This window comes from Streptomyces sp. NPDC000880, assembly GCF_053599675.1.
The window spans coordinates 1-22,114 of record NZ_JBSFMS010000117.1 but is presented as its reverse complement, the minus strand read 5'-3'; the positions used below and the strand labels follow the sequence as shown (position 1 = coordinate 22,114).

At 70.6% G+C, this 22,114-nt stretch carries 20 protein-coding genes and 3 pseudogenes; 16 read left to right on the top strand and 7 right to left on the bottom strand.

The window, feature by feature from the left end:
• Positions 1–209: pseudogene (locus ACWDO5_RS28565) on the bottom strand (ISL3 family transposase); the annotation flags it as partial.
• Between the two features lie 228 nt (positions 210–437).
• Between ACWDO5_RS28565 and uppS the strand changes: the two are divergent.
• Positions 438–2,054 carry a polyprenyl diphosphate synthase gene (gene uppS, locus ACWDO5_RS28560; RefSeq protein ID WP_450533245.1) on the top strand — a complete coding sequence of 539 codons (1,617 nt, stop codon included), beginning with the start codon at positions 438–440 and terminating at the stop codon, positions 2,052–2,054.
• 20 nt (positions 2,055–2,074) lie between these two features.
• On the opposite strand, the gene ACWDO5_RS28555 is transcribed toward uppS, so the two are convergent.
• Complete coding sequence (locus ACWDO5_RS28555) at positions 2,075–2,719, bottom strand: hypothetical protein (protein ID WP_450533244.1); 645 nt, start codon at positions 2,717–2,719, stop codon at positions 2,075–2,077.
• A gap of 979 nt (positions 2,720–3,698) precedes the next feature.
• On the opposite strand from ACWDO5_RS28555, the gene ACWDO5_RS28550 reads away from it, so the two are divergent.
• From ACWDO5_RS28550 to ACWDO5_RS28530, 5 genes and pseudogenes are all read left to right on the top strand, one after another.
• Positions 3,699–4,898, top strand: coding sequence for a cysteine desulfurase-like protein (locus tag ACWDO5_RS28550; protein ID WP_450533243.1), 1,200 nt, complete (start codon positions 3,699–3,701; stop codon positions 4,896–4,898).
• Positions 4,895–5,644, top strand: coding sequence for an SDR family NAD(P)-dependent oxidoreductase (locus tag ACWDO5_RS28545; protein ID WP_450533242.1), 750 nt, complete (start codon positions 4,895–4,897; stop codon positions 5,642–5,644). The genes ACWDO5_RS28550 and ACWDO5_RS28545 overlap by 4 nt, the downstream gene beginning before the upstream one ends.
• Positions 5,645–6,012: 368 nt before the next feature.
• Positions 6,013–6,066 (top strand): annotated as a pseudogene (locus ACWDO5_RS28540) (hypothetical protein); the annotation flags it as partial.
• A 124-nt stretch (positions 6,067–6,190) separates the two neighbouring features.
• The gene (locus ACWDO5_RS28535) at positions 6,191–6,358 is read left to right on the top strand and encodes a cyanase (protein WP_450533240.1); all 168 of its coding nucleotides are present in this window, start codon (positions 6,191–6,193) and stop codon (positions 6,356–6,358) included.
• Between the two features lie 189 nt (positions 6,359–6,547).
• Entirely contained in the window at positions 6,548–7,651 is a 1,104-nt protein-coding gene (locus tag ACWDO5_RS28530; RefSeq protein WP_450533239.1) for a Gfo/Idh/MocA family protein, read from the top strand.
• Positions 7,652–7,706: 55 nt separating this feature from the next.
• On the opposite strand, the gene ACWDO5_RS28525 is transcribed toward ACWDO5_RS28530, so the two are convergent.
• Complete coding sequence (locus ACWDO5_RS28525) at positions 7,707–7,961, bottom strand: hypothetical protein (RefSeq protein WP_450533238.1); 255 nt, start codon at positions 7,959–7,961, stop codon at positions 7,707–7,709.
• A gap of 399 nt (positions 7,962–8,360) precedes the next feature.
• Between ACWDO5_RS28525 and purB the strand changes: the two genes are divergently transcribed.
• Both purB and mug read left to right on the top strand, forming a co-directional pair.
• Positions 8,361–9,803 carry an adenylosuccinate lyase gene (gene purB / locus ACWDO5_RS28520; RefSeq protein WP_450533236.1) on the top strand — a complete coding sequence of 481 codons (1,443 nt, stop codon included), beginning with the start codon at positions 8,361–8,363 and terminating at the stop codon, positions 9,801–9,803.
• Complete coding sequence (gene mug / locus ACWDO5_RS28515; RefSeq protein WP_450533247.1) at positions 9,800–10,402, top strand: G/U mismatch-specific DNA glycosylase; 603 nt, start codon at positions 9,800–9,802, stop codon at positions 10,400–10,402. Before purB ends, mug begins: the two co-directional genes overlap by 4 nt.
• Positions 10,403–10,560: 158 nt before the next feature.
• Here the strand turns inward: mug and ACWDO5_RS28510 are convergent, their stop codons facing one another.
• A complete protein-coding gene (locus tag ACWDO5_RS28510; protein WP_450533234.1) occupies positions 10,561–11,058 on the bottom strand; it encodes an ABC transporter permease in 498 nt (165 codons plus the stop codon).
• On the opposite strand from ACWDO5_RS28510, the pseudogene ACWDO5_RS28505 reads away from it, so the two are divergent.
• Positions 11,048–11,128, top strand: a pseudogene (locus ACWDO5_RS28505) (DNA-binding response regulator); the annotation flags it as partial. The gene ACWDO5_RS28510 and the pseudogene ACWDO5_RS28505 sit on opposite strands and share 11 nt — an antisense overlap.
• A gap of 88 nt (positions 11,129–11,216) precedes the next feature.
• A complete protein-coding gene (locus ACWDO5_RS28500; protein WP_450533233.1) occupies positions 11,217–12,374 on the top strand; it encodes an ROK family transcriptional regulator in 1,158 nt (385 codons plus the stop codon).
• A 41-nt stretch (positions 12,375–12,415) separates the two neighbouring features.
• Here ACWDO5_RS28500 and ACWDO5_RS28495 read toward each other — a convergent pair whose 3' ends face one another.
• The gene (locus tag ACWDO5_RS28495; RefSeq protein ID WP_450533232.1) at positions 12,416–13,180 is read right to left on the bottom strand and encodes a GntR family transcriptional regulator; all 765 of its coding nucleotides are present in this window, start codon (positions 13,178–13,180) and stop codon (positions 12,416–12,418) included.
• A gap of 252 nt (positions 13,181–13,432) precedes the next feature.
• Positions 13,433–14,317, bottom strand: coding sequence for an RNA polymerase sigma-70 factor (locus ACWDO5_RS28490; protein ID WP_450533231.1), 885 nt, complete (start codon positions 14,315–14,317; stop codon positions 13,433–13,435).
• A gap of 169 nt (positions 14,318–14,486) precedes the next feature.
• Here ACWDO5_RS28490 and ACWDO5_RS28485 point away from each other — a divergent pair, with 169 nt between their 5' ends.
• The 4 genes from ACWDO5_RS28485 to ACWDO5_RS28470 all read left to right on the top strand — a co-directional run bounded on the left by ACWDO5_RS28485 (position 14,487) and on the right by ACWDO5_RS28470 (position 18,523).
• Positions 14,487–15,317: an alpha/beta fold hydrolase gene (locus ACWDO5_RS28485; RefSeq protein ID WP_450533230.1), complete on the top strand. Its 831-nt coding sequence runs from the start codon at positions 14,487–14,489 to the stop codon at positions 15,315–15,317.
• Positions 15,318–16,182: 865 nt separating this feature from the next.
• Complete coding sequence (locus tag ACWDO5_RS28480; RefSeq protein WP_450533229.1) at positions 16,183–16,392, top strand: hypothetical protein; 210 nt, start codon at positions 16,183–16,185, stop codon at positions 16,390–16,392.
• Complete coding sequence (locus ACWDO5_RS28475; protein WP_450533228.1) at positions 16,389–16,745, top strand: transcriptional regulator; 357 nt, start codon at positions 16,389–16,391, stop codon at positions 16,743–16,745. Before ACWDO5_RS28480 ends, ACWDO5_RS28475 begins: the two co-directional genes overlap by 4 nt.
• Before the next feature lie 362 nt (positions 16,746–17,107).
• Complete coding sequence (locus ACWDO5_RS28470) at positions 17,108–18,523, top strand: GNAT family N-acetyltransferase (protein ID WP_450533227.1); 1,416 nt, start codon at positions 17,108–17,110, stop codon at positions 18,521–18,523.
• Here ACWDO5_RS28470 and ACWDO5_RS28465 read toward each other — a convergent pair.
• Entirely contained in the window at positions 18,459–19,658 is a 1,200-nt protein-coding gene (locus ACWDO5_RS28465) for a trans-sulfuration enzyme family protein (RefSeq protein ID WP_450533226.1), read from the bottom strand. The two genes, ACWDO5_RS28470 and ACWDO5_RS28465, sit on opposite strands and share 65 nt — an antisense overlap.
• Before the next feature lie 59 nt (positions 19,659–19,717).
• On the opposite strand from ACWDO5_RS28465, the gene ACWDO5_RS28460 reads away from it, so the two are divergent.
• Positions 19,718–20,209 (top strand): Lrp/AsnC family transcriptional regulator, encoded by a 492-nt coding sequence (locus tag ACWDO5_RS28460; RefSeq protein ID WP_450533225.1) that lies wholly within the window; start codon positions 19,718–19,720, stop codon positions 20,207–20,209.
• Between the two features lie 60 nt (positions 20,210–20,269).
• Entirely contained in the window at positions 20,270–21,952 is a 1,683-nt protein-coding gene (locus tag ACWDO5_RS28455) for a DUF885 domain-containing protein (protein ID WP_450533224.1), read from the top strand.
• The last annotated feature ends 162 nt before the right edge of the window (positions 21,953–22,114 follow it).

Genomic DNA, 22,114 nt, shown 5'->3' with positions numbered 1-22,114 from the left:
CGCCGCCCGTCCACCGACACATCGGCCACCGTCCGCAGGTGATAGCCGTGCACACGGCCGGACGGCGCCCCGCAGCTCGGGCACGGCGCCGGGTCCTGCGGTGTCCGTGCCCGCACCACAATCAGCTCGGTCTCATCAACCACGCCCTCGATGACCAGCGGGCACAGACCCGAAAACACCACGTCTACAAGCTCGTTGACGTCACGCACGCCATGTCAACGACCCACCAGCACACTGCCTCACCACCGAAAGTGAGCCAGATCCTAATTCCTGATAGACCCAGCGGTCTGTCACCCAGGCCGGTACCGGCCGGTTGACGTGTCGTTAGGGATGGTGGAAGTCCTCGACCGTGGGTCGGTGAGGAGGCGCCGCCGCCTGCCGCGCTGCCGGGGCTGCGGGTCTTGTACCGGCAGCGCGGATGAAGGGGAGATCTGCACATGTTGGGGAACGAGGTTGCGTTCGGTTCGCCCGAGCTGCGTGAGTCCTACGAGCTGTGCGCGGCCGAGACGGAGCAGTTCCTGGCACCGATGTGGAGGGCGACTGAGATGTTGCCCGTCGCGATCCGCCCCCACGTACATGCCGTGCACGCCTTCCTGGTGGGAACCGACCGCATCGCCGACGAGGGCGGAGCGCAGGCGGACCGTGAGAAGCGGATCGCCCGATGGCGCGCCGAGACCTTGGAGGAACTGCGGTCCGGGTGCAGCGAGCACCCGCTGCGGCGGGCGTTCGTGGACACGGTGCGGCGGTGGGATCTCGACTGTGCGGTGGTCGAGAAGTTTCTCGATTGCATTCAGGCGGACTGCGCTTCCCCGCCCGTCTTCGAAACGTTCGCGGATCAGCGGCGCTATCTGCAGGGAGTATCCGGAGCGACCGCCGAGATTTGGACTCCGCTGCTGGATGCGAGGGGGCCGGAGGTGTCGTCGTTGACCTCCGTGCTGGGCGAGGTGTGCCAGCTGGTGGACATCTTTGAGGACCTGCCGGTCGACCTCGCCGCCGGCCGGTGCTACCTGCCGCGCACCGACCTGCGGCAACTGGGGCTAGAGGTCGGCGACCTCCAATGTGGTGAGCGGCAGGAGGCGCTGGATGAGCTGGTGGTCATCCAGCTCGACCGCTGGCGTGGCCTGCTGGAGCAGGCAGCGCCGGTGACCGGGATGGTGAGCCTTGAGTACCAGCCGTTCCTGCATGCCCTGCTCCTCGGGGCGCAGCTGCAGTTCGACGAAGTCACGCTTCGGCAGGCTCGGGTCTTCACCGACGGGCTCGAGCCACTGACATCGACCGGTGCGGCGTGCCGCCGCCCAGCCTGGCCGCACGCAGGTGCGGTGCCGGGCCATGTCGCGGTGATCATGGACGGCAACCGGCGGTGGGCCACGCGGCGGGGTCTGCCGACCTTCCAGGGCCATCAAGCAGGCGAGTGGGCCGCGATGCGCCTGGTCAACGCCGCCCTGCGACTGGGAATCCGGCACCTGAGCATTTACGCGTTCTCCACCGAGAACTGGCACCGCTCCCAGGAAGAACTGGCCACCCTGTTCGAAACCATGGGCGACGGGATCGCCCGGGGCATCGAGTGGCTGCACGAACTGGGTGTACAGGTGCGCTGGTGCGGGCGGCGCGACCGCATCGAGCCGTCGCTCGCCTCTGCCCTGACGCTGGTGGAGAGCATGACGTCGAACAACGATGTGCTGTCGCTGACCGTCTGTGTCGACTACGGGGGACGAGAGGAACTGGTCGAAGCCGCCCGCGCGCTGGCCGCCGAGGCGGTCGCAGGGACTATGAGCCCCGAGGACATCGGCCCCGCCGACCTGGCCCGGAACATGTACGTGCCCGGCCTTCCCGACATCGATCTGCTGATCCGGACCTCAGGCGAGCAGCGGATCAGTAACTTCCTGCCCTGGCACCTCGCCTACGCTGAGCTGGTCTTCGATCCGATCCCCTGGCCCGACTTTGGCCTGGCACAGTTACAGGAGGCCGTCACGGCGTATGCCAGCCGCCAGCGCCGCTTCGGCGGCAGTCTTCCCGGCCCCGCGCGCCCGGTGGAGCGGGCCCCGACCTCCTGAGCCCAGGGCCAGCCCTCACCTCACGCCTTCGGCGGGGCGTACACGCCCTCCGCGGTCGCGTACGCCAACAGCGTGTCGGCGGTGAACACGGGCACGCCGAAAGTGGCGGCATACACCTCCAGCAACTCGGGGGTGGAGTGCAGCGGCACGTCGCTGACCCGGGCCTTTAGCGGCTGGCCCACCGGCACATTGCTGGTGGTCAGCAGGCCCTCGGCCAGACCGCACCGGAACACCGAGCGGTGCCCCGCCTCGATGCCGTTGACCGTGCACTTCCCGGATGCCAACCCGTCCTGCAGGACACTTTGCAGGTTGACGACCCGGAAGCTACCGTTCGGCGTGCTGACCGCGATCCCGCCCTCCAGAGCGCCGTCGCCCTTAGCCTTCGGGAGGCGTTTCAGCGAGGGATCACCCTTGCCGGAACGCACGGGGAACCGCACCGCCGGACCGCGGGAGTCCCTGAACAGCCGGGCCGGAGCCACAGCCTCGACCACGGCCCCCACCCGGTCCAGCTCCGCCTGGACCTGCTCGGTCCAGCGGACCTCGACCCAACCATCGGAGATGGTGCCCCACTTGTCGTCCGCAGCGGCGGACGCCGTCCCTGCAAACTGGGCCAGCAAGGGCGCGGCCACGGCAGCACCCAGAACTGTTCGTCGCGTCGTGCTCATCGGTGTACGCACCATCCTTCCCCGGGCCGCAGGACACGACCCGAAGGGAAATCATCCGGCCGCCGAGATACCCGAACCACGTAAATGACTGGAAACCACCCGAAAGGGCGACAGGACAGCACCGTCAGGATGGCCAGTCGCTTGCCGAACGCCCCAGGTCACGGCGTTCCGTTGACTCCTTCCTGGCCAGGACGTTGCTCGGCGCCGCCCCGGAATCCGGCGTCCGGACAGGGTGTCCCGTCGCATTGCACTTGTCTGTGAATCTTGAGCTGAGCTGCGGGATTGCCAAGTGGAGTGAGAACGTTCGGGGGGTAAGCACCACCTCTTCCCCCAGGGGACTTCCACCCCCAATCGATCGCCCATGCTGGGCGCACTGCGCCGCGAGGCCCCAGGATCCGCGCGGATTCCTGGGAGCTCCAAAGGGGTGGGGAACGGGTCGGGTGCAAAAGATCGGAGCGGCTCGGGCGCGAGAAATTCTACGGGGTCCGGCGGCGACGCAGCTCGAAGGCGGGTGCCCAGTGGGGGTTGTGCTCGATGAGCTTGCGGGCGCACAGGCTGGTGAAGCTGTTTTTTGTTGAGCCCGCGCACACCGTGCGGCAGGCGTCGCCAGCGCAGGGCCTCAAACAGCGCCTTCATGCCAATGCGGGTGGCTCCCCCCGCCAGGTGTTCGGCGGCCAGACGCTCCAGCTCCGCTAACACGTCCGTGATGCGGTCGGCGCTCCAGCGCGCCTGAGGCCGGGAATTGCAGGGCGCGGGGACAGGGCTCGGCCGTGCGGCGCCGGTGCGGCGCGCTTCGGCCAGGCAGTGGGGGCCGGCCATTGGATGTCGACCCGTTTCGCCCCGTACCCCACCGCCGGGGACCCGGGGACGCCACCCGAGGGGGGCACCCCGGTACGGCGCCCGGCATCCGCACCGGCCGACGGGTCCGGATCCGTGTGACCCAGCCCGCGCGGTATCCGTGCTCCGGCAGGATGGGCGCATGCATCTCGATGTCCTGCGAATCCGTAACGACTTCCCCGCGCTGAGGGAAAAGGTGGCCCACTTCGACGGGCCGGGTGGCTCACAGGTGCCCCGCCAGGTCGCCGACGCGATGGCCGCGGTGATGTGCTCGGGCATCTCCAACCGTGGCACGGTGACAGCCGCCGAGCGCCGTGCCGAGCACGTCGTCAAGGACGCGCGGCAGGCCATGGCGGACCTGCTCGGCTGCGAGCCGCGCGGCGTGGCCTTTACCCGGTCGGCGACGCAGGCGGCGTACGACGTCTCCCGGGCCCTGGCGCGGCAGTGGACAGCCGGTGACGAGGTGGTCGTCACCCGTCTCGACCACGATGCCAACATCCGGCCTTGGATCCAGGCGGCCGAGTCCGCCGGTGCGGTGGTGCGGTGGGCCGCGTTCGACCGCGGGAGCGGCGAGTTGAGCGTCGACGCCGTCCGGGAACAGCTGTCCAGCCGGACCCGGCTGGTGGCGGTCACCGGGGCGTCGAACGTGCTGGGCACACGCCCCGACATAGCGGCGATCGCCGCGGCCGTCCACGAGGCCGGAGCCTTGCTGTACGTGGACGGGGTGCACGTGACCCCGCACGCGCCGGTCGACCTGGCCACCCTGGGCGCCGACTTCTTCTCGTGCTCGCCGTACAAGTTCTTCGGCCCCCACCACGGGGTCGTGGTCGCCGATCCGGCTCTGTGGGAGGAACTGCGCCCGGACAAGCTGCTGCCGTCCACCGATGACGTGCCGGAACGCTTCGAGCTGGGCACCCTGCCGTACGAGATGCTCGCCGGCACGACCGCGGCCGTGGACTACATCGCCTCCCTGGCGTCCTCCGCGGGCGACCGGCGCAGCCGGGTGCTGGAGTCGATGCGAGCGGTCGAGGCATACGAGGAGGAACTGCTGGGGCGGCTGCTGGAGGGGCTGTCGGGCATCGGCAAGGTGCGGCTGTACGGAGCGCCGGCACGCCGTACGCCGACGGTGTTCTTCTCCGTGGCGGGAGTGCCCGGCCGGGGGGTCTACGAGCGGCTGGCGCGGCTCGGTGTGAACGCCCCCGCGGGCAACTTCTACGCGCTTGAGGCGTCGCGGCTGCTGGGGCTCGGCGACACCGGCGCGGTGCGTGCCGGGCTCGCCCCGTACGTCGACGGCGAGGACGTGCAGCGGCTGATCGACGGTGTCGCGGAGGTGGCCAAGTGAACCGCGGAGTGCTGGTCACGGGCGCGTCCCGGGGCATCGGCCGGGCCGTCGCCGCGGCGTTCGCGCAGGCCGGGGACCGGGTCGCGGTGCACTACAACAGGTCCGCGCGGGAGGCCGAGCAGGTGGCGGCGTCGCTTCCGGGCGAGGGGCACGTCACCGTCCGGGCGGACATGGCCGACGCGGAGGCGGTGCGGCGTGCCGTGGACACGGCCGCCGCGGATCTGGGGCGTCTGGACGTGCTGGTCAACAACGCCGGCGTGTTCCTGGCGCACCCGGCGTTGAGCACCTCGTACGAACAGTGGCAGGCGGTGTGGTCGGCGACGCTCGGCACCAATCTCACCGGCGCGGCCAACGCGACGTTCTGCGCGGTGCCGCACCTGGTGGCGGCGGGCGGCGGCGCGGTTGTCAACGTCTCCAGCCGCGGGGCGTTCCGCGGCGAACCCGACTGCCCGGCGTACGGCGCGTCCAAGGCGGCGCTGAACGCCTTCGGCCAGTCGATGGCCGTGGCGCTGGCCGGTCGGAACATCAGCGTGGCCACGGTGGCGCCGGGCTTCGTGGACACCGACATGGCCCGCTCGGTCCTCGACGGCCCGGACGGCGAGGCGGTGCGCCGGCAGTCGCCGTTCGGGCGGGTGGCCCGCCCGCAGGAGGTCGCGGCCGCGGTGCTGTGGCTCGCCTCGCCGGAGGCGGTGTTCGCAAGCGGCACGATCATCGACGTCAACGGGGCTTCCTACCTGCGCAGCTGACCACGGTGGCGGGCGGGCACCGAGGCACTGAGGGCGGCCGGCCGGGGGTGGGCGGCACCCTCCTCCGGCCCCGGCCGCGCGCGTGGCGCCCGCGGCAGACCGGTGTCCTCTCAGGCCCGGCGCGCTCGCGCCGCCGGACGGATCCCGCGATGACCGAGTGCCCTCGCGCCGGCCGTGGCCGGCCCCTCCGCGTGCGAGCAAGGCCAACATCGCTACACGCATACCGGCGGCTGCTGCGTGATCACGGGTTGCCCAGGACTACGGAAGGAACGTCATGACGACCAAGCAAGAGGCGGCGGAGGCGGTCCGCGGGTCGAAGGCCGCTCGGACTGACCTGGACCCAGATCGCCGAGGCGATCGGACGACCGGTGGCATGGACCACCGCCGCTTTGCTGGGACAGCATCCGCTCCGCGCGGATGCGGCGAACACCGCGGCCTCCCTCCTCGACCTCGATGAGGACACCAAGTTCGCCCTGCGACTGCAGCCCACCCGCGGCGCTCGACTCCGCCGTCCCCGTCGACCCGACCATGTACCGGCTTTACGAAGTGCTCCAGGTCTACGGCCCGACCATCAAAAAACTCATTCACGAGCAGTTCGGCGACGGCATCATGAGCGCCGTCAACTTCCGCTTGGACGTCCGGCGCGTCCGCGACCGGGCACGCGACCGGGCGGTGGTCGTACTCGACGGCACGTTCCTGCCGTACCAGTGGTGAGGCCGATCCTCGGAGGGCAGCTTGGCCTTCCCTGAACGGTGCCGGGACCGGGCATCCGCCTCCCGGGCGACGCCTGGCAAGTGCCATCATGTCCAGGTCCCGTACGCCCCGGCGGGTACGCCGTCGTGGCGGCGCGTGGCAGGGTCGCCGGGTTGGACTCGCGGCCCGGATGCGGGGAGGAGCGGACACGTGAGCGCAGCACCCATACGGTTCGGCATCGTGGGCAGTGGCTGGCGGGCCGAGTTCTTCGCCCGGCTGGCGAGGGCGCTGCCCGAACGGCTGGCGGTGGCCGGCGTGGTGACGCGCTCGGCCGAACGCGTCGCCCAGGTGGAAGCGGAATGGGGGGTGCCCGCCTTCCGGAAGGTCGGCGAACTGTGCGGCACCGAACCGGAGTTCGTGATCGCGTCGCTGCCGTCGGAGGTCGCGCCCCAGGTCGTCCGGGAACTCGTCGAGCACGAGGTGCCGGTCCTCGCGGAGACACCGCCGGCGCCCGACGTGCGCGGGCTTCGAGAGTTGTGGGATGCCGTGGGAGGCGCGACGCGTGCCGGGGGCGGCGGACTCGTCCAGGTCGCGGAGCAGTACACACTGATGCCCGGCCACGCCGCTCGTATCGCCCTCGTACGAGAAGGGGTGATCGGCGAGGTCACGTCCGTCCAGGTCTCCTCGACCCACATGTATCACGCGATGTCGCTGATCCGGCACACGCTGGGTGTCGGTTGCGGGCCCGTGACGGTGGCCGCCCGGGCCTTCACCGCCCCGCTCGCCGACCCGCTGTCCCCCGGCGGCTGGTCGGACGACCTCACGCCCAAGGACGCAGTCACCACCCTCGCTCTCCTGGACTTCGGCGGGGCCCGCACGGGCCTGTACGACTTCACGGACAACCAGTGGTGGAATCCGCTGCGCGCCCGCCGGATCGTGGTGCGCGGCTCGCTCGGCGAGATCGTGGACGACACGGTGGTGCGGATGGCCGATCCGCGCACGCCCGTGGAGTCCCCGCTGATGCGTCGCCGCACCGGCACTGACCTCAACCTCGAAGGGGCGGAGGTGCACCACATCTCGTTCGACGGACGGGTGGTGTGGCGCAACGACTATCTGGGCGGGAGCCTGTCCGAGGACGACCTCGCCGTGGTGGACCTGCTGTGCCGTACGGGCGCATGGGTCCGGGACGCCGGCCCGGAACCGTATCCGCTGGCCGAGGGCTGCCAGGACCACCTGCTGGCGTTGGCCATCGACGAGTCGGCGCGTACGGGGGCGCCGGTGACGACCGCGGTGGCGGCGTGGGCGGCCCGCTGATCCCGCCGGCTGCCCGGCTCCCCTCGTGCCCGCCCCCGGCGCACTGGCCGACGCCTCAGTTGTCGACGGTGTCCCGCCACGAGTGCCGCGGCTCGTATCCCAGCACCTCACGGGCCTGCCGCACGCTGAGCAGCGTCTCGTACGTGCCAATCTCGCGGGTCATCTTCACGTCGGGGAGGACTGTGGCGAGGAGTTCCACGGAGGGGCGGTCCATGATCGTGTCGGCCACGGCGATGACATAGCTGGACGCGCCCGTGACGGCGGCGGTCAGCCCGAGCCGGCACGCCTGCGCCACGTCGCGTGCGTCCACGTCACCCCACAGGTTCCACTTGCGCGCGTGCGGTCGGTCCAGTACCCAGGCACCAGCGCGTAGTCCTCCACCAGGTGGACGTTGGACAGGCGCAGGGCCACGAACGGAAATGCCCGACCAACTGGAGATGGACAGGGCGCAGGTCGACGTGGGACAGGGATAGTGGTCCTCGTCCACGGGGGCGTAGCGGGGCGGGACTGAGGGGCCGCGCGTTTGCTCCGTGTGCTCGAAAGCGGAGAGTGCCCCGGCGGTGCTGGAATCACCGGCCCGGGTCCGTTTCGTCTCACGCGTGTCTCACACGCTGTGTGTGAGACGGTGGTCTAGAAGCCTCGGACCTGGACCTTATGGACTTTGTGGACGCTCACGAACCGCTGAAGACGACAGGTAAACTCTGGACACGTGACTGCTGTGTCTGCGAAGCCTCGCATCCCCAATGTCCTGGCCGGCCGCTACGCTTCCGCGGAGCTGGCCGTCCTGTGGTCCCCCGAGCAGAAGGTGAAGCTGGAGCGTCAGCTCTGGCTCGCGGTGCTGCGCGCCCAGAAGGACCTCGGCATCGAGGTGCCCGAGTCCGCGATCGCCGATTACGAGCGGGTGCTCGACCAGGTCGACCTGGCGTCGATCGCCGAGCGCGAGAAGGTCACCCGCCACGATGTGAAGGCGCGGATCGAGGAGTTCAACGCCCTCGCGGGCCACGAGCAGGTCCACAAGGGCATGACCTCCCGCGACCTGACCGAGAACGTCGAGCAGCTGCAGATCCGGCTCTCGCTGGAGCTGATGCGCGACCGCACGGTCGCCGTGCTCGCCCGGCTGGGCAAGCTCTCCGGTGAGTACGCCGAGCTGGTGATGGCCGGGCGGTCACACAATGTCGCCGCGCAGGCCACGACCCTGGGCAAGCGGTTCGCGACCGCGGCCGACGAGCTGCTTGTGGCGTACGGACGGCTCGAGGACCTGCTGGGCCGCTACCCGCTGCGCGGCATCAAGGGCCCGGTCGGCACCGCGCAGGACATGCTCGACCTGCTGGGCGGCGATGCAGCGAAGCTCGCCGAGCTGGAGCAGCGCATCGCCAGGCACCTCGGCTTCGCGCACGCCTTCACCTCGGTCGGCCAGGTCTACCCCCGGTCCCTCGACTATGACGTGGTGTCCGCGCTGGTGCAGCTGGCCGCCGCGCCGTCCTCCCTCGCCAAGACGATCCGGCTGATGGCCGGGCACGAGCTGGTCACCGAGGGCTTCAAGCCCGGCCAGGTCGGCTCCTCCGCGATGCCGCACAAGATGAACACCCGCTCCTGCGAGCGCGTCAACGGCCTGATGGTCATCCTGCGCGGCTACGCCTCGATGACCGGCGAGCTGGCGGGCGACCAGTGGAACGAGGGCGACGTGTCCTGCTCCGTGGTGCGCCGGGTGGCGCTGCCGGACGCGTTCTTCGCCTTCGACGGCCTGCTGGAGACCTTCCTGACGGTGCTCGACGAGTTCGGGGCGTTCCCCGCCGTCGTCGCCCGTGAGCTGGACCGGTACCTCCCCTTCCTCGCCACGACCAAGGTGCTGATGAGCGCTGTACGGGCCGGGGTGGGCCGCGAGCTCGCGCACGAGGCCATCAAGGAGAACGCGGTCGCATCTGCGCTGGCGATGCGTGAGCAGGGCGCCGAGCGCAATGAGCTGCTCGACAAGCTCGCCGCGGACGAGCGGATCCCGCTGGACCGGGCGCAACTGGACGCGCTGATGGCCGACAAGCTGTCGTTCACGGGCGCGGCCGCCGACCAGGTGGCGGCGGTGGTCTCCCGGATCGAGGAGATCGTCAAGCAGCACCCGGAGGCCGCCGGCTACACCCCGGGGTCGATCCTCTGACCCCCACCGAGCTCGAGGCCGCCCGCGACCGCATCGTTCCGGATGTGGTGGCGGGCGGTCTTTCCGTGCTGTTCTGCGGCATCAACCCCGGCCTGATGACGGCGGCGACGGGGCATCACTTCGCCCGCCCCGGCAACCGGTTCTGGCCAGTGCTGCATCTGTCGGGCTTCACACCGCGTCAGTTCAGGCCTGCGGAGCAGGACGAGCTCCTCGGCCACGGTCTCGGCATCACCAATGCGGTGGCCCGGGCGACGGCGCGCGCCGATGAGCTGAGCGACGAGGAGTTCCGCGAAGGCGGGCGCCTGCTGACCGCTAAGGTGAAGCGGCTGCGGCCGCGGTGGCTGGCGGTCGTCGGCGTGACGGCGTACCGCACGGCCTTCGGCGAGCGGAAGGCGAAGATCGGGCCGCAGGAGCGCACGATCGGGGAGACGAGGATCTGGGCGCTGCCCAATCCGAGCGGGCTCAACACCCACTGGACCGCGCAGACGATGGCCGAAGAATTCGCGCGGCTGCGCTCCGCGGCGGAAGAGGACCCCTCGCTCCAGGACCCCTCGCTCCATCACAGCTCACTCCGTAGCGGCTCGCTCCAGGATCGCTAGGGCGGGTCTATCTCGGTCACCACGGCCGGCAGCTGGAGCTCGGACAGTCCGACCGCTATCCACCGGTCCTCGGGTGCGCAGCAGGTCGATGATTTCGAGATGCCGTGCGGTGGTCATGCACTGAAGTAGACCTGCCGGCACTGGCAATTGGCTGTCCGTCAGGCGCCGCGCCGCCGCAGCGCCCACCAACCCGCCGCTGTCGCCAATGCGCTCCAGACCGCTGGACCGCCATGCCGCTCCCGGGTCCCAGCGTCCCCGCAGGATCCTGCAGCAGGATCTGCTGCCCCGCCCGGTCCGGGAGGAACTCGGCGGCGCTGCTGTCGCGCGATACGTCCACGATCAGGAAAGGCAGTAAGGAACAGCGGAACGAGCAGGCTCAGCGCACCAGTCACACTGCGCAGCAGGGCTGCGAGACCGGCCAACAGCAGGCTGATCAGCGCGAAGTAGAGAGCGCAGCCGACGACCGCACGCAGCGCTCCCGGGTCGCCGATGCCTATGCCGAATCCCTTGTCGATGATTGCCTGCCCGGACAGGAAGCAGCTCAGACTCGTGACCAGGCCGACGACGAACGCCGGCCCGCCCACTACGGTCAGCTTGCCCGCGGCGTAGAACAGTCCCCTGTTCGGAACAGCCGTCAGGGAGACCCTGATACCCAAGTTGGGCGCCCGCGAACGGACTCAGGCGGTCGTCGCCGCGTACGAGTCCGGTTTCGTGGCCCCTGCCTGACGCTCCGGCTCCGTTCCGCAGACGTTCGCCGCGGTCGCGGCCAGCGAGTACGATCCGGCAAACACGCGCTCGAGCGGGGAGGCACACGGTGGGGCGGCTGACCGGCGGAGACCCGTCGCTGCTGCGGCGGATCAATTCCGCGGTGGTACTCCATGCACTGCGGGGCGCTGACTCCCCCACGCTCACAGACCTGACCCGGATCACCGGGCTCTCCCGGCCGACAGTCGAGGGCGTGACCGAGGGGCTCATCGGGGCCGGCCTGGTCGTCGAGACCGTCCCCGAGGAGGGCGGTGCGCGCCGTCAGGGACGCCCGGCCCGGCGGTTCAGGTTCCGGGCCGAGGCCGGTCATCTGCTGGGTGTCGAGATCGGCTCGCACCGTATCGCCGCGCTGCTCTCGGGCCTGGACGGGCGCATCATCGGTGCGGGGTCCCGGGATGTGTCGGAGACGGCCTGCGAGGACGAGCGGCTGGAGCGGGTGCGCGTGCTCGTCGCCGACGTGCTGCGGCGGGCCGGGGTCGCGCGCAGCAGCCTGCGCGCCGTCGGGGTCGGTTCCCCGGGGATCGTGGAGGCCGACGGAACCGTACGGCTCGGGACCGCCCTGCCCGGTTGGACCGGGCTCGCCCTCGGCGAGAGGCTGCGCAGGTCGTTCCGCTGCCCGGTGCTGGTGGAGAACGACGCGAACGCGGCCGCGGTCGCCGAGCACTGGAAGGGCGCCGCGACCGAGTCCGACGACATCGTGTTCGTACTGGCCGGGCTCAGCCCGGGTGCGGGCTCGCTGATCGGCGGGCGGCTGCACCGCGGCTACGGCGGCGCGGCGGGCGAGATCGGAGCGCTGCATCTGCTGGGCCGCGAGGTGACCCCGGAGAAGCTGCTGTCGACGACGGACGAGCCGCTGCACCCGCTGGACGAGCAGGCGGTCGCCGATGTCTTCGCCCTCGCCAGGCAGGGCGATCCCAGGGCGCAGGAGGCGGTCGAGCGGTTCATCCAGCGCCTGGTGCACGATGTGGCGGCACTCGTGCTGGCGCTCGACCCGGAGCTGGTGGTGGTCGGCGGCTGGGCTGCGGGGCTCGACGGCCTACTCGATCCGCTGCGCGACGAGCTGTCACGGTACTGTCTTCGGCCGCCACGGGTGACCCTCTCGCTGCTCGGCGAGGCGGCCGTGGCGACCGGTGCGCTGCGCCTCGCGCTCGACCATGTCGAGGAGCAGCTCTTCGCTGTCGAGGGAACGGTGACGGCCCGCCGCTGAGCGCGAGCTCGGTGCGACGGGCCGTACTGACAGGGCCGGATTCAGGAAGCGCGGCGCTCCTCGTCGTGGTGACTGATCTCCAGGTCACCCGAGTCACCGAAGGTGAGCCGACAGGTGTCGGCCCGGTACGTGGCCACCGAGACGGCCGCGGCCCTGCCCTCGGAGAAGTACCGCGTGGTGACGACCAGCACGGGCGCGCCCGGCAGCCGGTCGAGCTCCTTGGCGTCGTCCACACGGGCCGAGCCCAGCTCCACCGCCCGGTCCTGGCCCTCGAGGTCGAGGCGCTGGAGCTCACGCAGTACGGCGCGGGCCCGGGCCGGCCCAGACGGCGCGTCGATGGCGGAGAGCTCGGGCACGGACGAGGCCGGAACGTACAGCAGCTCGGCCGCGACCGACTGGCCGTGCGTCACGCGCAGCCTGCGTACGGTGTGGGTCTCTTCACCCGTGTCGGTGTCGAGCAGCCGGGCCACCGCCAGTGGCGGCACCGCCGTCGTGCAGTCGACGGACTGCCAGGCGTCCTCTGCGGCGCCCGGCCAGGTGTGCGCGGTGGTGGAGACGTCCACGCCCATGCGCGGCGGGGCGACGGTCGTGCCGACGCCGCGACGCCGCTGCAATCGGCCTTCCAGCTCAAGCTGTTCGAGCGCCTGCCGGAGTGTGGCGCGGGCGACTCCGAAGCGAGCGGCGAGCTCACGCTCGTTGGGCAGGATCTCCCCCACCGCGAAATCCGAGTCGAGCGCTTCACTGAGCACGGTCTTGAGGTGCCAGTACTTGGGCTCCGGCACCGATTCCAGCTGCGTGGTCCCCACCCTGATCCTCCGCAATCGCCGTGTCAGCGGCGGCTATTCCGCGCCCTTGTTTATTAAAGGTTCCTGCACTAACTCTGCCGACCATAGGACGGCACTCCCCCTTGGTCAAGACCAATCCTCTGTTGGTTACACAGGGGAACCAACCGACTTCGCAGAGCGTTCACGGGACGTTCGTGCCCCTGTGAAACGCAGGCAGCACAAGACCCCGCGCCCTCTTGGGGCGCGGGGTCCGGCGCGCGGCTACGGGAGCGGCTAGGCAACAGCCAGAGAGGCGAGTTTGTCAGGGTTGCGAATGATGTAGATGCATTGGATCCGTCCATCCAGAACCTCCAACTGGAATACACTGTCCGGTTTTCCGGCGGAGAGGACGAGCAGCGCGGGCGCGCCATTGAGCTCCACGAAGCGGACGCCCAGTTCCCGGATCGGCTCCTTGGCCACGGCGAACAGGAAGCGGCCGACCTTGTCCGCACTGTCCATGACCCGCAGCGGGGCCTTGGATTTGCCGCCGCTGTCGCCGACCAGGCGCACATCGGGCGCCAGCAGGGTCAGCAGCGCGTCCAGGTCGCCGCCGGACGCGGCGGCCAGGAAGCGCTCGGTGAGGTCTCGGCATTCGCCGGGGTCGACGTCGTAGCGGGGCTTGCGCTCCTCCACATGCCGGCGCGCCCGGCCCGCGAGCTGGCGCACAGCCACCTCGGACCTGTCGAGCGTGGTGGCGATTTCTCCGTACGGGAATCCGAAGGCCTCGCGCAGCACGAACACCGCGCGCTCCAGCGGGGACAGCGATTCCAGTACGACGAGGACCGCGAGCGAGACGGATTCGGCGAGGACGGCGCGCTCAGCCGTATCGGGGAGGGTCGGCCCGAAGTCCGTGGCGATCGGCTCGGGCAGCCAGGGGCCGACGTATGCTTCGCGCCGCGACTTGACGTGCCGCAGCCGGTCGACGGCGAGGCGGGTGGTGATGCGCACGAGAAAGCCACATGGTTCGCGGACGCCACTGCGGTCCTCGGCCGACCAGCGCAGCCAGGCATCCTGCACCACATCCTCGGCGTCGGCCACCCGGCCGAGCATGCGATAGGCCACCCCGGTCAGCACAGGCCGGTGCTCTTCGAAGACCTCAGTCACGGTGTCTGTTGCCACCTCTCCATCCCAACCGACCGCGCACCGTCTGTCCAGGCAGCCTTCAACCCGCATGCCCCCTTGAACTGGAAGCTACTGAGCGGTAATTGTTACTGACGATCCGTCTAAAACGTCTTCACGTGGGCGACACCGCCCGCGCCATCGTGGGCGATACCAGGGAGCAGCAAGCATGGCCGCGAAGATCTCGTTCTCCATCGAGTCCCCCAGGGGCAGCCACACGCTGTCCGTCACCTACGAGCGCGCCGGCGAGGGTGAGCCGCTGCTGCTGCTCCACGGCATCGGGCACCACTGGCAGGCATGGGAGCCGGTCCTCGGGAGCCTGGCCGCCGAGCGTGATGTCATCGCCGTCGACCTGCCCGGCTTCGGCAGCTCTCCGGCGCTGCCCGACGGCGTGTCGTACGACCTCGCCACCGTGGGCTCGCTCCTCGGCTCGCTCTGCGAGGCGCTGGAGATCGAGCGCCCCCATGTGGCGGGGAACTCCCTCGGCGGGCTGCTCGCCCTGGAATTGGGCCGGGAGAAGCTCGTACGGTCGGTGACGGCGCTCTCGCCCGCCGGTTTCTGGACGGAGCGCGAGCGGCTCTACGCCTTCGGGACGCTGCGCGCGATGCGGTTCGGGGCGCAGTCGATGCCGCTGCCGCTGATCGAGAGCCTGTCCCGCACGGCGGCCGGGCGGGCGGCGCTGACCAGCAGTATCTACGCCCGGCCCGGACGACGTTCACCCGAGGCGGCCGTCGCCGAGACCCTCGCGCTGCGCCGGGCCACCGGTTTCCACGAGACGCTTGCCGCCGGGCGCTCCGTCCTGTTCCGCGACGACGTCCCCGATGTGCCGGTCACCATCGGCTGGGGGACGCGAGACCGGCTGTTGCTGCGCCGCCAGGGCATCAGGGCCAAGCACGTCATCCCCGGGGCACGGCTGGTGCGGCTGCCCGGCTGCGGCCATGTGCCCATGAACGACAACCCCGCGCTTGTCGCGCGCGTCATCCTGGACGGCAGCCGCTGACCGCTTCGCGAACACCCCGGAGCCGAGGGCCGCGCCCGCTCCGACCAGCACACCGCCCGCCGCCTGGGCCGCACCGAACGTCCCTGTGCCCACCAGGGGCGCGGTGAGGGCGGCGGCGACGGGGATCAGCCCGGTGAAGAGCGTGGCGCGCTCGGCGCCGATGCGCTGCACGCCCATGTACCAGGTGACGAAGCCGACGACGGTGACCACAGCCGCCTGCCACAGCAGCGCTGTCGTCTCGGCCTGGTCGGGCATCCGCACGAAGCGCGCGCCGTCGAGGACCAGGCCGACGACGGTGGACTCGACGGCCGCGATGCCGCAGGCGGTGGCGGTGGCGGTGGCGGTGGCGGTGGCGGTCAGCAGCTTGGGGCCGAGCGGTCGCAGCACGGGTGTGGCCAGTACGGCGAAGCCCACCTCGCCGACCAGCGCGCCCACCGACCAGAGGATGCCCACCGAGTCGGTACGGCCCCAGCCCTGCACGGTGAAGGCCCCGGCGGCGACGAGCAGGGCCCCGTACAGCACGGGTCGGGCGGGCCGACGGCCGTCCAGGAGCGGTACGAGCACCGCGACGATGACGGGCGCGCAGCCGGCGAACACGCCCGGAACGGCGGCTCCGAGGTACGTTCCGCGGCCAGGATCGCCAGATTGAAGCCGACCATGCCGACGGCGGCGAGCAGGGCAAGCCGTCCCCACTGCGGCCGGCTGAGGGCACGCAGCGGCGCCAGTGCGGCCCGGCGGGCCTTCCCGGGGTGACTCCTGGAACGCCGCCTGGGAACTGCTCCCCGCGGCCTCCGCCCCTGCCCGGCAGCGCGGGTGCGCGTTGTAGTCGGCACTGCGCGAGGCGGTCGCATGGTGGGTGGGCTCAGTGTGTACGCCGCCGCAACGCGTCGTCCGCAGGGGGTTCGGTGTCAAGCACGGCAGCGTCATCGGCGCGTGGGCGGTCGCCTACGGCGTCACCATCGCGCTGAGCGTCTCGGCCTTCGAGAACAGTGTGGCGTTCGTCGTGGCCGGGGCCCTGGGGTGCGCGCTGCCGCCGGCGGTCGGGGCCTGGCAGGAGACGCGGCGGTCGGCATGACGGAGCATGCGGATCAGGCGCAGGAGTCCGAGAAGCCCTGGAAGTCCGAGAAGGGGTCGGGTACGCATCCCCGCCATGCACTCGCCCCGCTGCTGGCCTCGCCCGTCCGGCTGTCGATCGTGGCGGCCCTGGTACCGCTGAACAAGGCCGAGTTCGGTTTCGTACGCGATCTGGTCGAGATCACGGACTCGGCGCTGTCCAAGCAGGTCGCGGCACTTGAGGAAGCCGGCTGGGTCGGGGTGAACAAGGGCCGGGTCGGGCGGCGGACGCGGACGTGGCTGTCCCTGATTGCCGAGGGGCGCGCCGCCTACCGGCGACATCTGGACGCGTTGCGGGCCATCTCCGGGACCTGACCAGCCAGTTCCTTTACCTATCTACTCGACTTGCTTTCGGACCGGGACCCCGACTGGCTCGCGCCGTGGCCGCCGACTGCGTCGAGCATTGCGGGGCAGCCGCGACGGGAGCGGGGACGACGGGGACGGTGAGAGCGAGAGCGGGGCGGCGGAGATACCCGGGGTCGCGGCTCTCCCTGGGCGCGGGGGCTCTTTCCAGCTGGTCGCCGTCGCGTCCCGGCTGGTGACCGCCTTGAAGCGTGGAGCCGAACACTCCACGCCAGAAACCGCGAAAAACAGCCAATAGCGGTCCAGATCCATGCTTAACCCATCAGTCACAAAGCGTTCGTGATCACGCAACACCCTTCGGTCACAGTGAGGTCATGACTGATGTGACTTCTGCGAAGACAGCCCGCCGTCCACACCACTGGCGGCGGGATCTCGTCGAGCTGGCGGCGTTGTTCACGGCGGTGGCGGTCGCCGACGCCGTGGCGAACATGATCGGGCACGGGCCTGACGGCCCGTTCCTGCTCATCACCTCAGCCGTGATCCTCGTCGCCACGGCCACCTTCCACACATGGTGGGCACGACGCCACAGCCATGCACCTCCGGCCGAGATCACCCATACCGCCGACGACGCGGTACCGGCCGCCACGGCGTACGCACAGGCCGTGACCGCGCCCGCCGGGCAGGACGACAACGTGTGCGAGACCATGCTGTGGCGGATGCGGACCACCGTGCGGGACACGCCCGGGAGCCTGGCCGCGCTGTGCATCGCCCTCGCCCGCCACCACGTCGACATCCTCACCCTCCAGACACACCCGCTCGCCGACGGCACGGTGGACGAGTTCCTGCTGCGCGCCCCCGCGTCCCTCCAGGCCCAGCAGCTCACCCGGGAGATCTCGGCGGCGGGCGGCAGCAGCACCTGGATCGAGCGCGCCGACGCCCACGATCTCGTCGACACCCCGACCCGGGTGCTAGGGCTGGCCAGCCGCACGGCACTCGACGCGGCCGAACTACCGCTCGCACTACGGCAGTTGCTCGGCCGCTGCACCATCCACTCGCTGCCGGCAGTCACGCTCACCGGCCGCCCCCTGGGCGAGACGCCGCCGGTGGAAGGCGTGCTGGAGGACACGGTGATGCGGCTCCGCGACCCGAACGGCGGCGCGATCACCGTCGAGCGGCCCTATCTCCCCTTCACACCCACGGAGTTCGCCCGGGCCCGCGCCCTGGTCGAGCTGGATGCCCGCCTCGGCCCGCGCATCCCGCGCAGCGAGGACGTCCTCACCCTCCCCGAGGGCAATGAGATCACCGTGCGACGTGCCGACCAGAGCGATGTCGATGCGGCCACGGCCATGCACGAGCGCTGCTCCGACCGCACCCTGAGCCTGCGCTATCACGGCCCGGTCGGCGACGCCGGCCGCTACCTCAACCACCTCCTCAGCCCGCGCTTCGGCCGCACCCTCGCCGCACAGACGACCTCCGGCCGGCTCGTCGCCCTCGGTCATCTCCTCTGGGACGGCAACGAGACCGAGGTCGCCCTGGTCGTCGAGGACGCCTGGCAGCGCCGCGGCATCGGCTCGGAGCTGCTCGGCCGACTGGTCGCGCTCGCCGTCGAGGCCGGCTGCGAGAGCGTCTACGCGGTGACCCAGTCCTCCAACACCGGCATGGTCGCGGCCATGCGCGGCCTCGGCCTGCCGCTCGACTACCAGATCGAGGAGGGCACGCTGGTGATCACCGCCCGACTGGACTCGACCGCTGTGCGCCCCCGTTCCTGGTTCGAACAGGCTGAGCGCTGAGCGCCTCGGTCAGATCGCGCCACAGATCCTCGACGTCCTCGAGCCCGACCGACAGCCGCAGCAGCCGGTCGCTGACGCCCGCCGAGCGCCGGTCTCCCTCAGCCACGATGCGGTGGCTGATGGAGGCCGGGTGCTGGATCAGCGTGTCGACGCTGCCGAGGCTGACCGCCGGTGTGATCAGCCGTACGCCCGCGATCACTTGGTACGGGTCGCCGTAAACCTCGAAAGAGACCATCGCCCCGCCCACCCGCGGATAGTGGACGCGGGCGACGCGCGGGTCGGCGGACAGCCGGCAGGCCAGGTCGGCTGCGGTGGTGGACGCGGCCCGGACCCGCACCGGAAGCGTGGACAACCCGCGTAGCAGCAGGTAACCGGCCATCGGGTGCAATATGCCGCCGGTGGCGAAGCGCACCTGGCGCAGCATGCGTGCGAACTCCTCGTCGCAGGCCACCACGCCGCCCATCACATCGCCGTGCCCGCCCAGATACTTGGTGGCGCTGTGCAGCACGATCCGCGCACCGTGTTCCGCCGGCCGTTGAAGCACCGGGGTGGCGAAGGTGTTGTCGACGAGCAGCGGCACGGAGCCGCAGGCGTGCCGCACCGCAGGCAGATCGACCTCCGCGAGCGTCGGATTGGCGGGTGTCTCCACCATCACCAGACCGGTGTCGGGCCGGATCGCCGCCGCGATGCCGGCCGGGTCCGTCCAGGTCACCTCGGTCCCCAGCAGCCCGGCGCTGAGGAGATGGTCACTGCATCCGTACAGCGGCCGCACGGCGACCACATGGCGCAGGCCCAGGCTCGCCCGTGCCAGCAGTACGGCGGTGAGAGCCGCCATGCCACTGGCGAAGGCCACCGCGCTCTCCGTCCCCTCGAGCCTGGCCAGCGCCGTCTCGAAGCGGGCCGTCGTCGGGTTGTCCAGCCGCGCGTAGACGGGCGGCCCCTCCAGGCGCGCGCCGGTGGCGGCGAACTCGTCGATTCGCTCGGCCTCCGCGGCGGCGTCGTACGACGGGTAGGTGGTGGACATGTCCAGCGGCGGGGCGTGCAGGCCGAGCTGCGCGAGGTCCTCGCGCCCGGCGTGGACTGCTTCGGTGGCCAGCGCCCGGGATGCGGGGGCGGCGAAGGCTCTGTTCTCCATGCCCGCACTCTGAACACATACCGGGGGGTATGGACTATGGCCCGTGCTACGTTCGGCGAATGGCTGAAACTGTCGCTCTCGACCCGGTGGATCTCCACATACTCCGCCTACTGCAGAACGACGCCCGGACCACCTATCGCGACCTGGCGGCGGAGGTCGGAGTGGCTCCGTCCACCTGTCTCGACCGGGTGGCGAGGCTGCGTCGCTCGGGTGTGATACTCGGGCACCGGCTGGCCCTGGACCCGGCCCGGCTGGGGCGGGGACTGCAGGCGCTGCTCTCGGTCCAGGTGCGTCCGCACCGGCGCGAACTGATCGGCCCGTTCGTGGAGCGGATCCGCGCACTGCCCGAGTCCCGGGCGCTGTTCCATCTGACGGGCCCCGACGACTACTTGGTGCATGTGGCCGTGTCGGACACGGCGGATCTGCAGCGCCTGGTGGTGGACGAATTCACTTCGCGGCCCGAAGTCACCCGCGTAGAAACGCGGTTGATATTCCAGCAGTGGGACTGCGGCCCGCTGCTCCCGCCGTCGGCGGATCTGACGCACACCTGACAGGCCACTGGGGCATTGATGATGGTGACGCGGAGGCCCCACTCGTATGAGGATATGCGCATGCCAGTCACTCTCAGCAGCGCGCTGCCGCGCCAGGTCGCCGACGCCTACGTCGACGCACTCATCGAACTTGACCCGACCATCGGCACATACCTCGGAATCAAGGAGAGTTCGGGTTTCCTTCCCGACTACTCACCCGCGGGTCAGGAAGGTATCGCCGAACTGGCCCGCGAGACGCTCGCCCGGCTCGACGATGCCGAGAAACTGCCGGGCGCCGAGAGCGATGCGGAGCGGCGCTGCGGCCGGTTGTTGCGAGAGCGTCTGACGGCCGAACTCGCCGTGCACGAGGCCGATGAAGGGCTGCGTACGGTGAGCAACATACGCTCGCCGGTGCACACGGTGCGCGAGGTGTTCACCGTGACGCCGATGGAGACCGATGAGGACTGGGCGGCCATCGCGCAGCGGCTACGTGCGGTGCCGGGCGCGCTGGAGGGTTACCGCGCCTCGCTGGAGCTGGGGCTGGAGCGCGAGCTCCTGGGCGGCCCCCGTGCCACCCAGACCAATATCGGCCAGATGACGGAGTGGCTCGGCACGGACCGCAGTTGGTTCGAGGATTTCGTGGCGGACGGCCCAGACACCCTCCGCACCGAGCTCGACGCCGCGGCCCGCACGGCAACGAATGCGCTGGCCGAGCTGCGCGACTGGATGCGCGATGTGTACGCGCCGACCGTAGTGGACGCCCCCGACACCGTCGGCCGGGAACGCTACGCCCGCTGGTCGCGCTTTTTCAACGGCACCGATCTGGACCTCGACGAGGCGTACGCGTACGGCTGGTCCGAGTACCACCGGCTGCTGGCCGAGATGAAGACCGAGGCCGACAAGATCCTTCCGGGCGCCGGGCCGTGGGAGGCGCTCGCCCATCTCGATGTGCACGGCGAGCACATCGAGGGTGTCGAGGAGGTGCGGGTCTGGCTGCAGCGGCTGATGGACGAGGCGATCGAGGCGCTGGACGGCACGCACTTCGAACTCGCCGAGCGGGTACGGAAGGTGGAGTCCCGGATCGCTCCGCCGGGCGGCGCGGCCGCGCCGTACTACACCGGTCCGTCGGAGGACTTCACCCGGCCGGGCCGCACCTGGCTGCCGACCATGGGCGCCACCCGCTTCCCGGTGTACGACCTGGTGTCGACCTGGTACCACGAGGGTGTGCCCGGCCATCATCTGCAGATCGCGCAGTGGGTGCATGTCGCGGACCAGCTCTCCCGCTACCAGGCGACGATCGGCGGGGTGAGCGCCAACGCTGAGGGCTGGGCGCTGTACGCGGAGCGACTGATGGACGAGCTGGGCTTTCTGCCCGACGCGGAGCGCAGGCTCGGCTATCTGGACGCGCAGATGATGCGGGCGTGTCGGGTGATCGTGGATATCGGCATGCATCTGGAGCTGGAGATTCCGGCGGACTCGGAGTTCCACCCGGGCGAGCGATGGACTCCGGAGCTCGCGCAGGAGTTCTTCGGCAGCCACAGCGGGCGGCCCGCGGACTTCGTGGAGAGCGAGCTGACCCGGTATCTGTCGATGCCGGCGCAGGCGATCGGCTACAAGCTCGGTGAGAGGGCCTGGCTGCTCGGTCGGGAGAACGCCCGCAAGGCACACGGCGACGCGTTCGACTCAAAGGCGTGGCACATGGCGGCGCTGTCGCAGGGCTCATTGGGGCTGGACGACCTGGTCGACGAGCTGTCGAAGCTCTGACGACCGGGCCGGCTCCGACACGCCGGGCGGCCGAGCGGGCCGGATCGCGGTCAGTACTGTCGAGCGCGATCGTGCTCGACGTCGGCGTGGAGGGGTGACGGACGAGCGGTCGTCGAGGCCAACGCAGCTTGGGCGAGCGGGCATTACGCCTGCGAGAACGAC

Bases quoted from the DNA above. Each gene is read 5' to 3' on its own strand.
- ACWDO5_RS28485 (WP_450533230.1), top strand. From the start codon at position 14,487: ATGGCCGCGAAGATCTCGTTCTCCATCGAGTCCCCCAGGGGCAGCCAC.
- ACWDO5_RS28470 (WP_450533227.1), top strand. From the start codon at position 17,108: ATGACTGATGTGACTTCTGCGAAGACAGCCCGCCGTCCACACCACTGG.
- ACWDO5_RS28460 (WP_450533225.1), top strand. From the start codon at position 19,718: ATGGCTGAAACTGTCGCTCTCGACCCGGTGGATCTCCACATACTCCGC.
- ACWDO5_RS28465 (WP_450533226.1), bottom strand. From the start codon at position 19,658: ATGGAGAACAGAGCCTTCGCCGCCCCCGCATCCCGGGCGCTGGCCACC.
- ACWDO5_RS28555 (WP_450533244.1), bottom strand. From the start codon at position 2,719: ATGAGCACGACGCGACGAACAGTTCTGGGTGCTGCCGTGGCCGCGCCC.
- ACWDO5_RS28455 (WP_450533224.1), top strand. From the start codon at position 20,270: ATGCCAGTCACTCTCAGCAGCGCGCTGCCGCGCCAGGTCGCCGACGCC.
- ACWDO5_RS28550 (WP_450533243.1), top strand. From the start codon at position 3,699: ATGCATCTCGATGTCCTGCGAATCCGTAACGACTTCCCCGCGCTGAGG.
- uppS (WP_450533245.1), top strand. From the start codon at position 438: ATGTTGGGGAACGAGGTTGCGTTCGGTTCGCCCGAGCTGCGTGAGTCC.
- ACWDO5_RS28475 (WP_450533228.1), top strand. From the start codon at position 16,389: ATGACGGAGCATGCGGATCAGGCGCAGGAGTCCGAGAAGCCCTGGAAG.